Origin of the sequence: Pedobacter montanisoli (genome assembly GCF_022809115.1) — a bacterium.
In the GTDB taxonomy this organism is placed as follows: Bacteria; Bacteroidota; Bacteroidia; order Sphingobacteriales; family Sphingobacteriaceae; genus Pedobacter; species Pedobacter montanisoli.
In genome coordinates this window covers 1,379,418-1,394,208 of sequence record NZ_JALGBH010000002.1, presented here as the reverse complement: position 1 = coordinate 1,394,208, position 14,791 = coordinate 1,379,418, and the positions used below count along the sequence as shown (strand labels likewise).

Annotated in this window: 11 protein-coding genes; 6 read left to right on the top strand and 5 right to left on the bottom strand. The window is 35.6% G+C overall.

What is annotated here, in order from left to right:
- The first annotated feature begins 57 nt into the window (after window positions 1–57).
- Genes MMF97_RS13905 through MMF97_RS13890 form a run of 4 tightly spaced genes read left to right on the top strand, consistent with a single transcriptional unit; the run spans window position 58 to window position 2,922 of the window.
- Window positions 58–456, top strand: a complete 399-nt coding sequence (locus tag MMF97_RS13905; protein WP_243363124.1) for a DUF4783 domain-containing protein — start codon at window positions 58–60, stop codon at window positions 454–456.
- A gap of 46 nt (window positions 457–502) precedes the next feature.
- Window positions 503–1,345: a carboxylating nicotinate-nucleotide diphosphorylase gene (nadC, locus tag MMF97_RS13900; protein WP_243363123.1), complete on the top strand. Its 843-nt coding sequence runs from the start codon at window positions 503–505 to the stop codon at window positions 1,343–1,345.
- Between the two features lie 57 nt (window positions 1,346–1,402).
- Window positions 1,403–2,050: a glycerol-3-phosphate 1-O-acyltransferase PlsY gene (gene plsY, locus MMF97_RS13895; RefSeq protein WP_243363122.1), complete on the top strand. Its 648-nt coding sequence runs from the start codon at window positions 1,403–1,405 to the stop codon at window positions 2,048–2,050.
- A 56-nt stretch (window positions 2,051–2,106) separates the two neighbouring features.
- A complete protein-coding gene (locus MMF97_RS13890; protein WP_243363120.1) occupies window positions 2,107–2,922 on the top strand; it encodes a M48 family metallopeptidase in 816 nt (271 codons plus the stop codon).
- A 23-nt stretch (window positions 2,923–2,945) separates the two neighbouring features.
- Here MMF97_RS13890 and MMF97_RS13885 read toward each other — a convergent pair whose 3' ends face one another.
- Window positions 2,946–4,205: an anthranilate synthase component I family protein gene (locus MMF97_RS13885; protein WP_243363119.1), complete on the bottom strand. Its 1,260-nt coding sequence runs from the start codon at window positions 4,203–4,205 to the stop codon at window positions 2,946–2,948.
- Window positions 4,206–4,281: 76 nt separating this feature from the next.
- On the opposite strand from MMF97_RS13885, the gene MMF97_RS13880 reads away from it, so the two are divergent.
- Window positions 4,282–4,881 carry a hypothetical protein gene (locus tag MMF97_RS13880; RefSeq protein ID WP_243363117.1) on the top strand — a complete coding sequence of 200 codons (600 nt, stop codon included), beginning with the start codon at window positions 4,282–4,284 and terminating at the stop codon, window positions 4,879–4,881.
- A gap of 45 nt (window positions 4,882–4,926) precedes the next feature.
- On the opposite strand, the gene MMF97_RS13875 is transcribed toward MMF97_RS13880, so the two are convergent.
- Together MMF97_RS13875 and lpdA are read right to left on the bottom strand one after the other, a co-directional pair.
- Window positions 4,927–5,766 carry an MBL fold metallo-hydrolase gene (locus tag MMF97_RS13875; protein ID WP_243363116.1) on the bottom strand — a complete coding sequence of 280 codons (840 nt, stop codon included), beginning with the start codon at window positions 5,764–5,766 and terminating at the stop codon, window positions 4,927–4,929.
- Window positions 5,767–5,852: 86 nt separating this feature from the next.
- Window positions 5,853–7,241 (bottom strand): dihydrolipoyl dehydrogenase, encoded by a 1,389-nt coding sequence (lpdA, locus tag MMF97_RS13870; RefSeq protein ID WP_243363114.1) that lies wholly within the window; start codon window positions 7,239–7,241, stop codon window positions 5,853–5,855.
- A 314-nt stretch (window positions 7,242–7,555) separates the two neighbouring features.
- Between lpdA and MMF97_RS13865 the strand changes: the two genes are divergently transcribed.
- Complete coding sequence (locus tag MMF97_RS13865; protein WP_243363113.1) at window positions 7,556–10,897, top strand: TonB-dependent receptor; 3,342 nt, start codon at window positions 7,556–7,558, stop codon at window positions 10,895–10,897.
- A 292-nt stretch (window positions 10,898–11,189) separates the two neighbouring features.
- Here MMF97_RS13865 and MMF97_RS13860 read toward each other — a convergent pair whose 3' ends face one another.
- Together MMF97_RS13860 and MMF97_RS13855 are read right to left on the bottom strand one after the other, a co-directional pair.
- Window positions 11,190–12,368 (bottom strand): AIR synthase related protein, encoded by a 1,179-nt coding sequence (locus MMF97_RS13860; RefSeq protein WP_243363112.1) that lies wholly within the window; start codon window positions 12,366–12,368, stop codon window positions 11,190–11,192.
- A 221-nt stretch (window positions 12,369–12,589) separates the two neighbouring features.
- On the bottom strand, window positions 12,590–14,776 hold the full coding sequence (locus MMF97_RS13855; RefSeq protein WP_243363111.1) for a glutamine synthetase III family protein: 2,187 nt from the start codon (window positions 14,774–14,776) through the stop codon (window positions 12,590–12,592).
- Window positions 14,777–14,791 lie beyond the last annotated feature (15 nt).

The window sequence follows — 14,791 nt, the reverse complement described above, 5'->3', positions numbered from 1 at the left end:
TTTAATAGCTAAAAATGGCATAATTTTAGTTGCAATAAAACGGGAAAACTATTTTTAATGATGAAATCTATTGTTTCAATTTTGGTGTTGCTTTTGCATATTCCAATGTATCAGCTTACACAGGCTGATATTATTGATGAATTAGCCAACTATTTTAAAGCAGGTAACGCTAAAGAAATTGGAAAAGAATTTGCGCCTTCTGTAGAGTTAATTATCATCGATCAGGAAGATGTATATAATAAAGCACAGGCAGAACAAATCTTAAAAGATTTTTTTATTAAAAATCCTCCTAATAAAGTAACCGTTATTCACCGGTTAAACAGCAGCCAGAATTACCGTTTAGGAATTTTTCTACTACAGACTAAAACTGGCAAATTCAGGGTTACGGTTACCATGAAGAAAAATTATAATGCATTTTTAATCAGTGAGTTAAGAATAGACCCTGATAAAGAATAAGGTTTGCTCCGTCAATTTGTTATTTTTGTAACAAAATCAAAGTGTATTGGATAACATTTTAATTCAGAAATTCATTAAGAATGCAATTGCTGAAGATGTGGGTGATGGAGACCACACATCTCTTTCTACAATTCCTTTAAATACTCAGGGTAAGGCCAAATTATTAGTTAAAGAAAATGGTATTTTGGCTGGAGTAGAACTCGCCGAGGCAATTTTTACTGAAATAGACCCTCAGCTTCGTATGGAAGTTTTGATTAAGGACGGAGAAAAGGTAAAAATTGGTGATATAGCTTTTACAGTTGAAGGTAGCACACATTCAATTTTGCTAGCAGAACGTTTAGTTTTAAACTGTATGCAGCGTATGAGTGGTATTGCAACCGTTACCAAAAAAATCGTATCGTTACTTGAACCTTATAAAACCAAAATTCTGGACACCAGAAAAACTACTCCGGGCATGCGCTATTTAGAGAAATGGGCAGTTAGGATAGGAGGTGGTGTAAATCATAGAACTGGCTTGTACGATATGATACTGATTAAAGATAATCATGTTGATTATGCTGGAGGTATAGCCAACGCCGTTAATGCGGCTCATGCCTATTTGGATAAGAATCACAAAAAATTACAGATAGAAGTAGAAGTTAGAAACCTAAATGAGCTTAATGAGGTTTTAGAAGTGGGAAACATTGATCGGATCATGTTAGATAACTTTACTTTAACAGATCTTAAAGAAGCTGTTCAAAAAGTAAATGGTAAATACTTAACAGAAGCATCGGGAGGTATCACAGAAAGTAATGTTGTTGATTACGCTCAATGCGGAGTAGATTATATATCAATGGGAGCTTTAACGCACTCGGTAAAAAGTTTAGACTTAAGTTTAAAGGCTTTTTAAAATCTTAATTGGATAAAACGGATTTTAAACTTTAAAATTTTATTATCATTGTAAAAAATGATTTCAATCTACTCTATTTCGGCTCTTCTGGGGGCATATTTGTTAGGTTCTATTCCAACAGCAGTATGGTTGGGGCAGGCTTTTTACGGTGTTGATGTACGCGAATATGGGAGCGGAAACGCCGGAGCTACAAATACATTCAGGGTTTTAGGTAAAAAACCAGGTATAGCCGTAATGACTATAGATATCTTAAAGGGTTTTACCGCTACAAAACTGGCTTATCTTATTGGTCTTTCTGTTACTGGACCCAAACATTCAGTGCAATTTGTAAATTATGAACTGGCTTTAGGAGTAATAGCTGTTATGGGACATCTTTTTCCTGTATTTGCAGGATTTAGGGGAGGGAAAGGAGTTGCTACCTTATTTGGAATGATATTAGCCGTTAACTTTCCGGCAGCTATGTTGTGCGTGAGTGTATTTGTAATTGTTTTACTGACCACGAAATATGTTTCTCTGAGTTCTATATGTGCAGGGTTTACTTTTCCAATTGGTATAGTATTTGTTTTTCATACCTCTGTTAAAGCAGAGGTTCTATATAGTATTTGCGTTTGCCTGCTTATTTTGGTTACGCATCAGAAAAACATTGAGCGACTTTTAAAAGGCAAAGAATCTAAAGTCTATCTATTTAAGAGAAAGGCTGCTTAAGTTTACTGTTTTTAGGACATCTTGCGTATATTTTTAATCACTTACATATTTAAACGATGAAAAAAATAATTTTTGTAGGCTTCGCGGTTGCAATAATGGGTCTTGCATCATGCTCTACAGTACCTTTAACAGGAAGAAGCAGATTAAGTATTGTTGATGATAGTCAGTTACAACAGCAAGCCGCTATCGGATATGCACAATTACTAAGTGACCCAGCAACAAAAGTGGTATCGGGATCTTCTGCTGATGCACAAATGGTAAAAAGAGTAGGCCAGAAAATCGCACAGGCTGTTACTCAGTATATGAACCAGAATGGCTATGGCGAACAGATCAAAAATTATAAATGGGAATTTAACCTGATTCAGAGTAACGAAATAAATGCCTGGTGTATGCCTGGTGGTAAGGTAGCGGTATATACCGGTATTTTACCTATCACAAAAGATGAAAATGGTTTAGCTACTGTAATGGGACATGAAATAGCACACGCTATTGCTCAGCATTCGGCAGAACGGGCTTCACAATTAACACTCGCCCAAACAGGAGGAGCCGTTATAGGAGCAGCTACAAGTAACAAATCTCAAACCACCCAGGCTATAGTAAACCAACTTTATGGAATAGGAGCGCAAGGCTTGTATATTTTACCAAACTCAAGAAGTCAGGAACTGGAAGCCGATAAAATGGGCTTATCTTTTATGGCAATGGCAGGATACAATCCTACAAGTGCAGTTGGTTTTTGGCAACGTATGGCAGCAGCCAGCAAAGGTCAATCTAAACCTCCAGTATTTTTAAGTACTCACCCTACAGATGATTCACGTATAGCACAAATTCAGAGAGATCTGCCTGAAGCAATGAAATATTACAAAGGAAAATAAAAAAATCAGGAGACTGTAGATTTTTAAGACAGTCTCCCTTTTAAAACCTTTATCATAGCAGATGCTTTTAACAGGCATTCTTCATATTCACTTTCGGCTGTACATTGATGGGTAATTGCTCCTCCCACCTGAAAAGACAGATAACGGTTTAGGCTATTATATAGAATTGTACGGATTACCACATTAAAATCAAAATCCCCTTCAGGTGTTATAAAGCCAAAAGAACCAGAATAAACACCTCTTTTACTTTCCTCATATTGATCAATCAGTTCCATAGCTCTTAATTTAGGAGCTCCCGTCATAGAACCCATAGGAAAAGCATTTTTTAAAGCATCTACAAAATGTATGTTTTCATCTAATTCGCAACCAATGGTAGAAATCATTTGATGAACCTGTGGAAAAGAGTAGATACCAAACAATTCTTCTACTTTTACGGTTCCCTTTTTTGCTGATTTAGTGAGGTCGTTTCTTACCAGATCTACAATCATTACATTTTCAGTCTGCTCTTTTAGATCATTCTTCAGTTCGGTTTTTACCTTTAGATCTAATTCCTGATTATCTTGTCGTTTGGCTGTACCTTTAATAGGTTGAGATATTAATTGGTTTTTGCGCTTACATAGAAATCTTTCTGGTGTGGCAGAGATGATATATTTATCTTCTATTTTAAAATATCCAGAGAATGGAGTAGGAGATATTGCATTTAATTCCTGATAAACGGCTAAAGGATCAATGGAAGTGTTGTCTGCATAAAATTCCTGACAAAAATTTACCTCATAAATATCTCCACGTAAAATATGCTGCTTTAAACGATCTATTTTTTCAATATACTGCTGCCGTGTAAGCCTGCTTTTAATATCTAAGGGACTAAAAAGTATTTTGTTTACTTTTTCCTGTTCAATTGCGTTAATAATATCAGGATTACCTTTCAAGATTTTTATTGTATCATTTTGTATCCCAATAATATATTTTGGAATAAAGAAGAACAGGTCAGGAAACCCCAGGTGATCAGGATGTAGAGAAGCCAGATCTTCTATTTCATTTTTAAGATCGTAACTTAAAAAACCAAAAAGCCAGGTTTTATGATTCTCATAAAAAATCTTTAATGCATGAAAAGCATTACCGCTATTTAAGCTTATTTTTTTTTCTACACCTGCAGCAATGATACAGTCAAAATGTCCGTACTGATCGTGATATTGATTAGAATCAAAGTAGCAGCAAACATCAAAATTGTTAGCCCATGTTAAGGCTTTCTGTTTGAAGTTATGTATGGATGAAGTATTCATTTTTCTGCCCAAATTTACAAAAGCCTGAATGTAAAAATAGATTTTAATGTGAATAGAAAATACTTAGCTTAGGAAAATGAAAAATAGACTGCTGCTCCTGTTAACTTTTATGATGATAGTTAACTTTTCTTTTGCCCAAAAAGATATAACAGACATGTATGATAGCTTTAAGGTATTCAGAAATTCTAATTTAGATCATGCTTCTTATGAACAAAGATGCAGGCTCTTACTGGAAAATACATCCTTGCTTTCAAAGAAACAGCTGATTAATATAAGGTACCATATGGGCAGAAATTTTGAAAGAATGAAACTGCCTGATAGTGCCTTAAAATATTATCTTTTAGTAGAACCGGAAGAACCTAATTATGAAGTGATGAACTGGGCTATTGGATTTATTTATATTACTAAAGCTACGCCTTATGTGGCAAAAATAAATGAGGCTGTGGCAAAAAAAGATGCTGTAGCCAATAAAAATGCCTTTGAAGCCTACAAAAAACAAATTTATAAAGCGCTGCCATACCTGGAAAAATATTATGCTTGTACTCAGGATGAAGATACAATGAAAGCTATAAAACGTTTATATACACAGATAAAAGATACACAGGGATTAGCTAATTTTGATCATAGGGTTAAAAAACTACCCAAAGATTGCGTCACCCTTTTAGAAGATAACTAATTAAGAAGCAGAAACACACTCAATCAGTATTTCTGCTTCTATCAATTAAATGTCAGATAATTTTAAGGTATCTTTAAGGCGAATGCCTTTCTCGGTTTGTTGTACGGTACAGCATTCATTCACAGGGTCATGCTCCAGGAACAAAATATATTCGTTCTGTGCGGCTTCCTCTAAAAAGTCTTTCTTTTCCTTTAAAGTCTGCATAGGGAACATGTCATAAGCCATTACATAAGGTAGAGGAATATGCCCGGTTGAAGGCAAAAGATCGGCCATATAAACAATAGTTTTATCCTTATACTGTAATTGAGGTAACATCATGGCGTCTGTATGTCCGTAAGCAAAGCGGATATTGATATCCTGGTGGAACTTTACATTATTTTGTGTCGGGATAAATTTTAACTGTCCGCTTTCCTGAATAGGTAAAATATTTTCTTTCAGGAAAGAAGCTTTTTCTCTGGCATTAGGATGTACAGCCCATTCCCAATGTTGTTCATTGCTCCAGTAAACAGCATTCTTAAATGCAGGAACAAGCTTTTCTCCTTCACGTTCTATAGCACCTCCACAATGGTCAAAGTGAAGATGGGTCAGAAAAACATCGGTAATATCAGATCTGTTGAAACCCTTAGTAGCTAAAGATTTATCTAAATTATCATCTCCATGCAAATAGTAATGACTAAAGAATTTATCATCTTGTTTGTTTCCTATCCCATTATCAATCAAGATTAAACGATTTCCATCCTCTATTAATAAAGATCGCATTGCCCAAGTACACATATTGTTGGCATCAGCAGGATTGGTTTTTTGCCAAATAGATTTGGGCACTACACCAAACATGGCACCTCCATCTAATTTAAAAAAACCGGTTTCTATAGTATATAGTTTCATAGTTTTGATTATGATATAGAGATAAAAATACAAAAACCTATTGAGCTTAGCCCAATAGGTTCTTATTTATTACTGTTATAGAATGATTATAAGTGGATTACTTCTCCATATGCATCAGCTGCGGCTTCCATGATCGCCTCACTCATGGTAGGGTGAGGGTGTACTGATTTGATCATTTCGTGGCCGGTTGTTTCTAATTTGCGGGCAACTACAATTTCAGCAATCATTTCAGTTACGTTAGCACCAATCATATGTGCACCTAACAATTCGCCATATTTAGCATCAAAAATTAGTTTTACAAAACCATCTTTTGCGCCAGCTGCACTTGCTTTACCTGATGCAGAAAATGGAAATTTACCAATTTTAAGCTCATACCCTGCGGCTTTAGCTGCTTTTTCTGTATAACCTACAGATGCAATTTCAGGTGAGCAATAAGTACATCCAGGAATGTTATTGTAATCTAAAGGTTCAGTATGCATACCTGCAATTTTCTCTACGCAGATGATACCTTCTGCAGAAGCTACGTGCGCTAACGCCTGACCAGGAACAACATCTCCGATTGCATAATAACCCTTAACGTTAGTATTGTAATATTGATCTACTACAATTTTGCCTTTATCAGTTTTAATACCTACTTCTTCCAGACCAATATTTTCTATATTGGCTACTACACCTGCAGCAGATAGTACAATGTCGCACTCAATGGTTTGCATGCCACTTGCTGTTTTTACCTGAACTTTACAGCCCGAACCGCTGGTGTCAACACTTTCAACACTCGAAGAAGTCATGATGTCGATACCAGTTTTCTTCAAACTGCGTAGCAATTGTTTCGATACATCTTCGTCTTCTACCGGAACAATATTCTCCATAAACTCTACAATGGTAACTTTTGTACCCATGGTAGCATAAAAATAGGCAAACTCAACTCCAATAGCTCCAGATCCTACAACTACCATAGATTTTGGCTGTTGAGGCAATACCATAGCCTGACGGTAACCGATTACTTTTTTACCATCCTGAGGTAAATTAGGCAATTCTCTTGAACGGGCACCAGTTGCAATGATAATGTGCTTTGCACTTAGTTCTTTTTGTGTACCATCAGCAGCTTTAACTTCTACTTTGTTACCTGGCTTTGCTTTTCCGGTACCCATAATCACGTCAATTTTGTTCTTTTTCATTAAAAACTGGACGCCTTTACTCATACCCTCGGCAACACCGCGACTACGTTTAACTACTGCCTCAAAATCGGCTTTAGCCTCACTGGTTTGTATCCCATAATCGGCCGCGTGGTTTATATATTCAAAAACTTGTGCGCTTTTTAAAAGAGCTTTAGTTGGTATACAGCCCCAGTTAAGGCATATTCCACCTAAAGATTCGCGTTCAACAATGGCTGTTTTTAAACCTAATTGAGAAGCACGTATTGCAGTAACATATCCACCCGGACCGCTACCTATAACTATTAAATCGTAATTCATTTCTCTATTTAAGGAGGGTTTTTACTTAAAATAACTTGCCAAAAATAAAAAAAATGTTGGTTAAATCTATTAGATGTTCCTGTATTGATAACGAACCATGCTGTAAAATAAGGCAGATAACGCTATTTATTAATTGAAAAAGCTATATCTCCACTTTTTTGATTTAATGTTCTATGTTAAATGTGGATAACTAATGATATATTTAATAATTATTTAACATTGGAATTCCGCAACGAATTGAATTTAATAATTAAATTTGCAAGGAATTTTAACACAATTTAACAAAAAAACAAAACAAAAATTAATTAAAGAGCATGAAAAAATCTTTACAATTAAAGGTTGTATCGCTGGTTCTTGTTTTTGTGGCTTTCTGCGGTTTTGCTTATGCGCAGGTTACTACATCTTCAATGACTGGTACAATCCGGGACTCGAAAGAGACCTTGCCTGGAGCAAGTGTAAAAGCCACTCACACGCCTACGGGTTCTGTGTATGGAACTATTACAAATAATTCCGGACGTTTTACTATCGGTAATATGCGTGTTGGAGGGCCGTATGTAATTGAAGTAAGTTTTGTAGGTTACAAAACACAAAAGTTTGATAATGTTTACCTTAAATTAGGAGAAGCTTTTAACTTAGATGTTAAGTTAGATGATAATTCTTCTATTTTAAGTGAGGTTGTGGTTTTAGGTAAAAACGATCCGATCATGAACTCTAAAAGAAATGGTGCATCAACAATCATTTCAAGAGCTAAGATTGAAGAATTACCTTCTATTACAAGAAGTGTAAACGATATTACTCGTTTAACACCACAGGCTAACGGTACAAGTATAGGTGGAGGATCTTCTCGTGCAAATAACTTTACTGTAGATGGAGCTAACTTTAATAATCAGTTTGGTATTGGTCAAAACATTCCTGCCAATGGTTCTCCAATTTCGATCGATGCATTGGAAGAAATTTCAGTTAACGTAACTCCTTTTGACGTTCGTCAGACTGGTTTTACAGGTGCATCTATCAATGCTGTAACCAGATCAGGTAAAAACACTTTCTTTGGTAATGCTTTATATACTTTCCGTTCAGAAAAACAGCAAGGCGTGCGTGTTGGTGATAACGTAATCACTAATATTCAAGCTTTAGATGAAAAACAATACGGTTTTAGTTTAGGAGGCCCGATCATTAAAAACAAATTATTCTTCTTTGTTAACTTTGAAAAGAAGAAAACTGTTGAACCGGGACCAACCAAAGTGGCTTCCGCCAACGGTACAGAAAATGCATCTTTAAATATAGCAAGACCATCTGTTGCCTTTATGGATGGAGTTAGCAGTTATTTAGCAAATAATTACGGTTACCAAACCGGACCTTATCAAGGCTATTCAAATAACAGCAATAACGATAAAATATTTGCTCGTTTAGACTGGAATATTAATACACAGCATAAATTTAACATCCGCTATTCTCAGGTAGAAAGTAAAAGTCCTTCTCAAATCAGTACTTCTACTTCAGGATCTGGTTTTAATGCAGGTGATAATAGACAAAGTATTTATGCAATGTCTTTCTTTAACTCAAACTACTACCAAGAAGCTAACTTATATTCTGGTACTGCAGAGTTGAACTCTAACTTTGGTAAATTCAACAATTCATTAAGAGCTTCTTTTGCTCATCAGAACGATCCTAGATCTTCTCCTGGTGCAGAGTTTCCTTTGGTAGATATCCTTGACGGAAAATATTCAACTACTAAAAAGTTATCTACTTTAACTTCATTTGGTTATGAGCCATTTACTTTTGGTAACCTGAGAGATGTAATGACTTATACAATCAATGATGATTTAACTTTTGCTACTGGTAAGCATAATTTTACAGTAGGAGCACAGGCAGAGTGGAGTAAAGTAAAAAATGGTTTCCAACGTTTTGGTACAAGTTATTATGTATTTAACAGCTGGAATGATTTCATTACTAACCAAAAACCAATCAACTTTGCTTTAACTTATCCATTAACAGCTGATGGTTCTCAGGCTTTCCCAAGCTTTAAGTTCTTCCAGTTGTCTGCTTATGGTCAAGATGAGATTTCATTTAACGATAAGTTAAAAGTAACTTTAGGTTTAAGATTAGAATTACCTACTTATCCTGATGTTAGCGAAATCAAAACCCACCCTTTAGTAGCAGCAGCTAGCTTTAATGGAGGTGAAACTATTAATACAGGTACTTTACCTAAAGCAAGATTAATGTTTTCTCCACGTATTGGCTTTAACTATGATATCTTAGGAGACAGAAGCTTACAATTGCGTGGTGGTTCAGGTATCTTTACAGGCCGTATTCCTTTTGTATGGATTGTTGCTCAGTCTGGTGATGCAGGTATGTTGCAATTTACTCAGAGCATTAGTTCTAATTATAACTCAACTACCGGCGCGATTACCATACCATCGAATATGCCAAACTTTAACCCTAATTACAAGGAGATGTATCCATCTACATTGCCAACTGCAGGTGCTTCAGTACCTTCAAGTATATCAGCAATGTCACCTGATTTGAAATTTCCTCAACAATGGAAATCAAGCTTAGGTTTAGATGCTAAATTACCATTTGGTTTTGTAGGTACCGTTGAGTTGATTTATGGTAAAGATATCAATGCTGTTTATGCTCGTAACGCTAACTTAGTTAACCCTGATCCATTAAACGTATCTGGTTATCCAGATAATAGAATGATTTATCCATCTGGAGTTAACAGATATATTAATAAGTTAAAAACTGATCCTGTTACCAAAAACGTTTTAATTGATCCAACAGGAACAAGTAACTTTGATGCTATCGTAATGGATAATACCAAAGGAGGCGACTATTTCTCTAGCAGTTTCCAATTGACTAAACCATTTGGTAATAACTGGGAAGTAACTGCAGCTTATACTTATAGCTATGCTAAAAACTTTGGAGACCAATCTGGTGACCAGATTGTGAACTTATGGAGCTTACCTTACCAATACGGCGGTAATTCAAACAATCCTGAGTTAAGCTATACTTCTAACGTAATTCCTCACAGAGTTGTAGGTAGTGTTAGCTATAAAGCAGAATGGATTAAAGGATTAAAAACAGGAATGACCCTATTCTATCAAGGCGGATCACAAGGTAGATACTCATACTACTACTCAAATGATCTTAACAGAGATGGTCAGAACAATGACTTAATCTATGTACCTAAAGATCGTTCAGAGATTACTTTCGTACAGAATGGTGCATTTACACCTCAACAACAAGAAGATGCATTCTTTAACATGATTGAAAGTGATAAATATCTAAGCTCGAGAAAAGGTATGTATGCTGAAAGAAACGGTGCGGTTGCTCCTTGGAGAAACCAGTTTGATTTCAGATTCTCACAAGAACTTTTCGGTAGAAAAATAGGTAATGTTAAAAATTCATTAGAGATTTATTTTGATATTTTCAATGTAGGTAACCTAATTAACTCTAAATGGGGAGCTTATACAATTAATAACAACAATATCTTAAGTGTTACTAACATATCTTCTTTAACTCCTGGAGGTACAACAAAACCAACAATCAATCTGAATACTGTAAGTGGTGCATTAATTTCTGAATCTAACAGAATTAACACCAGTATTTCATCAACTTACTATATGCAGTTCGGTTTGAAATATGCTTTTAACTAATTATTAGTTGAGTTAATACAAAAAGCCCCGATGAATTTCATCGGGGCTTTTTTATATTTATGTCCATCCTGATTTGTAACGAAGCGAAAAGTCACGTAAGTAAATTCAATTCAGGTTTTTTTTTCTCACGAACAGATACTGAAACTAATTAAGCATGACGCACTGAGTTATATATGAAGACGTGTATGTAGTATGAGCTTCATAATCTTTTATCATTTAAGAAGATTTCCTTTTAAATAAAAAAGCTCAGAAACACATGCTCCTGAGCTTTATAATAAAATTTTAATTATACTTATGTGTAGATAAATTCGCCAAACTCGCTTTTTAGACTTACTTGCTTACTACCTTCTTCTACACGACCTATAAGTTGGGCCTCAATATTAAAACTTTGAGAAATATTGATGATATCTTGAGCAATCTCTTCAGGGCAATAAATTTCCATGCGATGACCCATATTAAATACTTTGTACATTTCTTTCCAATCGGTACCCGATTGCTCGTGGATCAATTTAAAAAGAGGAGGAATAGGAAATAGGTCATCTTTGATGACATGAACTCCATCATTGATAAAATGCAATACTTTGGTTTGCGCACCACCACTGCAATGTACAATGCCGTTAATTTGCTTACGGTATTTATCCAATACCTGTTTAATTACGGGTGCGTATGTACGGGTAGGAGATAACACCAGTTTTCCGGCAGTGATACTTTCTGTATCATTGATCTGAACAGGATCGGTTAGTTTTTTGTGGCCAGAAAATACTAAGTCAAAAGGTACTCCCTGATCAAAACTTTCAGGATATTTTTGTGCTACATCTTTACTGAAAACATCATGACGGGCAGAAGTTAATCCATTTGAACCCATGCCGCCATTGTATTCTTTTTCATAGCTGGCCTGGCCATAAGATGCCAGACCCACAATTACATTTCCTGGTTTAATATTGTGATTGCTGATCACATCCTCCCGTTTCATGCGGCAGGTTACAGTAGAATCTACAATAATGGTTCTTACTAAATCGCCTACATCGGCTGTTTCTCCACCTGTAGAGTAAATAGAAATACCTAAATTTCTCAACTCCGTCAAAATTTCTTCCGTTCCGTTAATAATAGCAGCGATTACTTCGCCCGGGATCAGATTTTTATTACGACCAATGGTTGATGAAAGCAGGATATTTTCTGTAGCACCCACACAAATCAGATCATCAATGTTCATGATGATAGCATCCTGTGCTATGCCTTTCCAAACAGATAGATCTCCGGTTTCTTTCCAATAAGTATAAGCTAGAGAAGATTTTGTGCCGGCACCATCAGCATGCATAATATTGCAATAAGAAGAGTCGCCTGACAGTATATCAGGGATAATTTTGCAAAAAGCCTGAGGGAAAATCCCTTTATCGATATTTTTGATTGCTGCGTGTACATCTTCTTTTGAAGCAGATACGCCACGCTGATTGTATCTCTCGTTACTCATAATTGCTGCAAAGATAGCTTTTTAAGGTGGAAGGTTAAATGGTTAAATGGACTGAAATGTTAAATTGTTGGAGGTTTAATGTTTGAACCTGCAAAGTTGAGAAGTGATATTAAGAGGATAAAATTGAATAATCTGTTGTTTTAGAATTACACCCAACATGTATTAAAATAAATAAGGTGCAAAAATTAATCTGCACCTCATTTAAAAAATTTATTTTGATCTTATTTTAAGAATAATAATTCTCTGAATTTAGGCAATGGCCAAATGCTATCATCTACTATTTGTTCAAGTTTATCGGCATTGTAACGGATGGTATCAAAATAAACCTTAACTTTTTCATCATAAGCGATGGCTTTTTCTCTGCTGTCTTCAATTTTGTTGACTTTCTTACGTTCTTCAAGCATCGTATCTACAGTATTTTTAAGCACGCCTAAATAATCTGATATTTTATTGATAATACTTAAAGGAGCAGCTATAACATCGTTATTTAGTCCTATCTCTTTTAACCCTTTTACGTTTTCAATGAGCTTGTTTTGGTATTCTATTACCGCTGGTATGATCTGGCTATTGGTCACATCACCCATAACACGAGCTTCGATCTGTAGTTTTTTGTAAAAATTCTCCAGCATAATCTCATGGCGGGCATGTAATTCTCTTTTGCTGAAGATGTTTAGAGTAGAGAAAAGATCCATCGTTTTTTCACTCACATAAGCATCTAAAGCCTTAGGTGTGGTTTTGATGTTTGATAAACCTCTTCCTTGTGCTTCTGCTGCCCACTCATCGCTATAACCATTACCTTCAAAACGGATGTTTTTTGATTCTTTGATGTACTTGCGAATAATCGTTAATATGGCAACATCTTTTTTCTCACCTTTTTTAATCAGTTTATCAACCTCAACCTTGAATTTGTTTAATTGATCGGCAACAATAGCATTTAAAATAGTCATTGAAGCAGATGAGTTGGCAGATGAACCTACTGCTCTTAATTCAAACTTGTTGCCTGTAAAAGCAAAAGGAGAAGTTCTGTTGCGATCTGTATTGTCTAATGCAATTTGAGGGATTTTAGGAATACCTAACCAAAGATTGTCTTCTTTTTTAACTTTATTAATAATAGCTCTCGAGCTTTCTATTTCATCTAATACATCATTTAATTGAGAACCCAAGAAAATCGAAATGATAGCAGGAGGAGCTTCATTGGCACCTAAACGGTGATCATTACTTACAGAAGCGATGCTGGCTCTTAATAAATCGGCATGTTCATGAACGGCTTTGATCGTATTCACAAAAAAGGTCAAAAACATTAAATTGTTTTTAGGTGTTTTGCCTGGAGCCAACAGGTTTTTTCCTGTATCGGTAATTAACGACCAGTTATTGTGCTTACCTGAACCATTGATGCCTGCATAAGGTTTCTCATGTAATAATACCTTAAAGTTATGACGACGAGCTACTTTCTCCATCAAATCCATTAATAATTGGTTGTGATCTATAGCAAGGTTGATTTCTTCATAGATTGGGGCACATTCAAATTGAGATGGTGCTACTTCATTATGACGGGTTTTTAATGGAATGCCTAATTTTAAGGCTTCATTTTCAAAATCTACCATGTAAGCAAAAACACGTTCAGGAATAGAACCAAAATAATGATCTTCTAACTGCTGACCTTTGGCAGACATGCGTCCAAATATGGCACGACCAGCAAAAACCATATCAGGACGTGCATTATAAAGAGCCAAATCAACCAAGAAATACTCCTGTTCAATACCTAAAGAAGCATTTACTTTGGTAACTCCCTTATCAAAATATTGGCAAACTTCTACTGCTGCTTTATCTATAGCGGCTACTGCTTTTAACAAAGGAGCTTTATAATCTAAAGCTTCACCGGTATATGAAACAAATACGGTAGGAATACACAGTGTTTTTCCAGCTTTATTTTCCATGATAAAGGCAGGAGAAGTAGGATCCCATGCGGTATAACCTCTTGCCTCAAATGTATTACGGATACCACCGTTAGGAAAACTTGAAGCATCTGGCTCCTGCTGTACTAAGGCACTTCCTGCAAAAACTTCTATAGGACCGTCACCACTCGGCTCAAAGAAAGAATCATGCTTTTCGGCAGTTGAGCCTGTAAGCGGCTGAAACCAGTGTGTATAATGGGTAACGCCTTTTTCCATAGCCCAGGCTTTCATAGCTGCGGCGATCTGATTAGCGTCTTCTTGGTTAAGAACTTCGCCATGATTAATGGCCGACATCAGTTTTTGAAATACATCTTTTGAAAGATATTCTTTCATTTTCTTTCTGTCGAACACATTTGAGCCAAAAAAACTAGAAATTTTTGTAGAATTCAACTTTATTTCAGGTATAATTCTGTTTTGTGCTTCTTTTACAGCTATTGTCCTTAGATTTTTCATTTGATTTTGGTGATT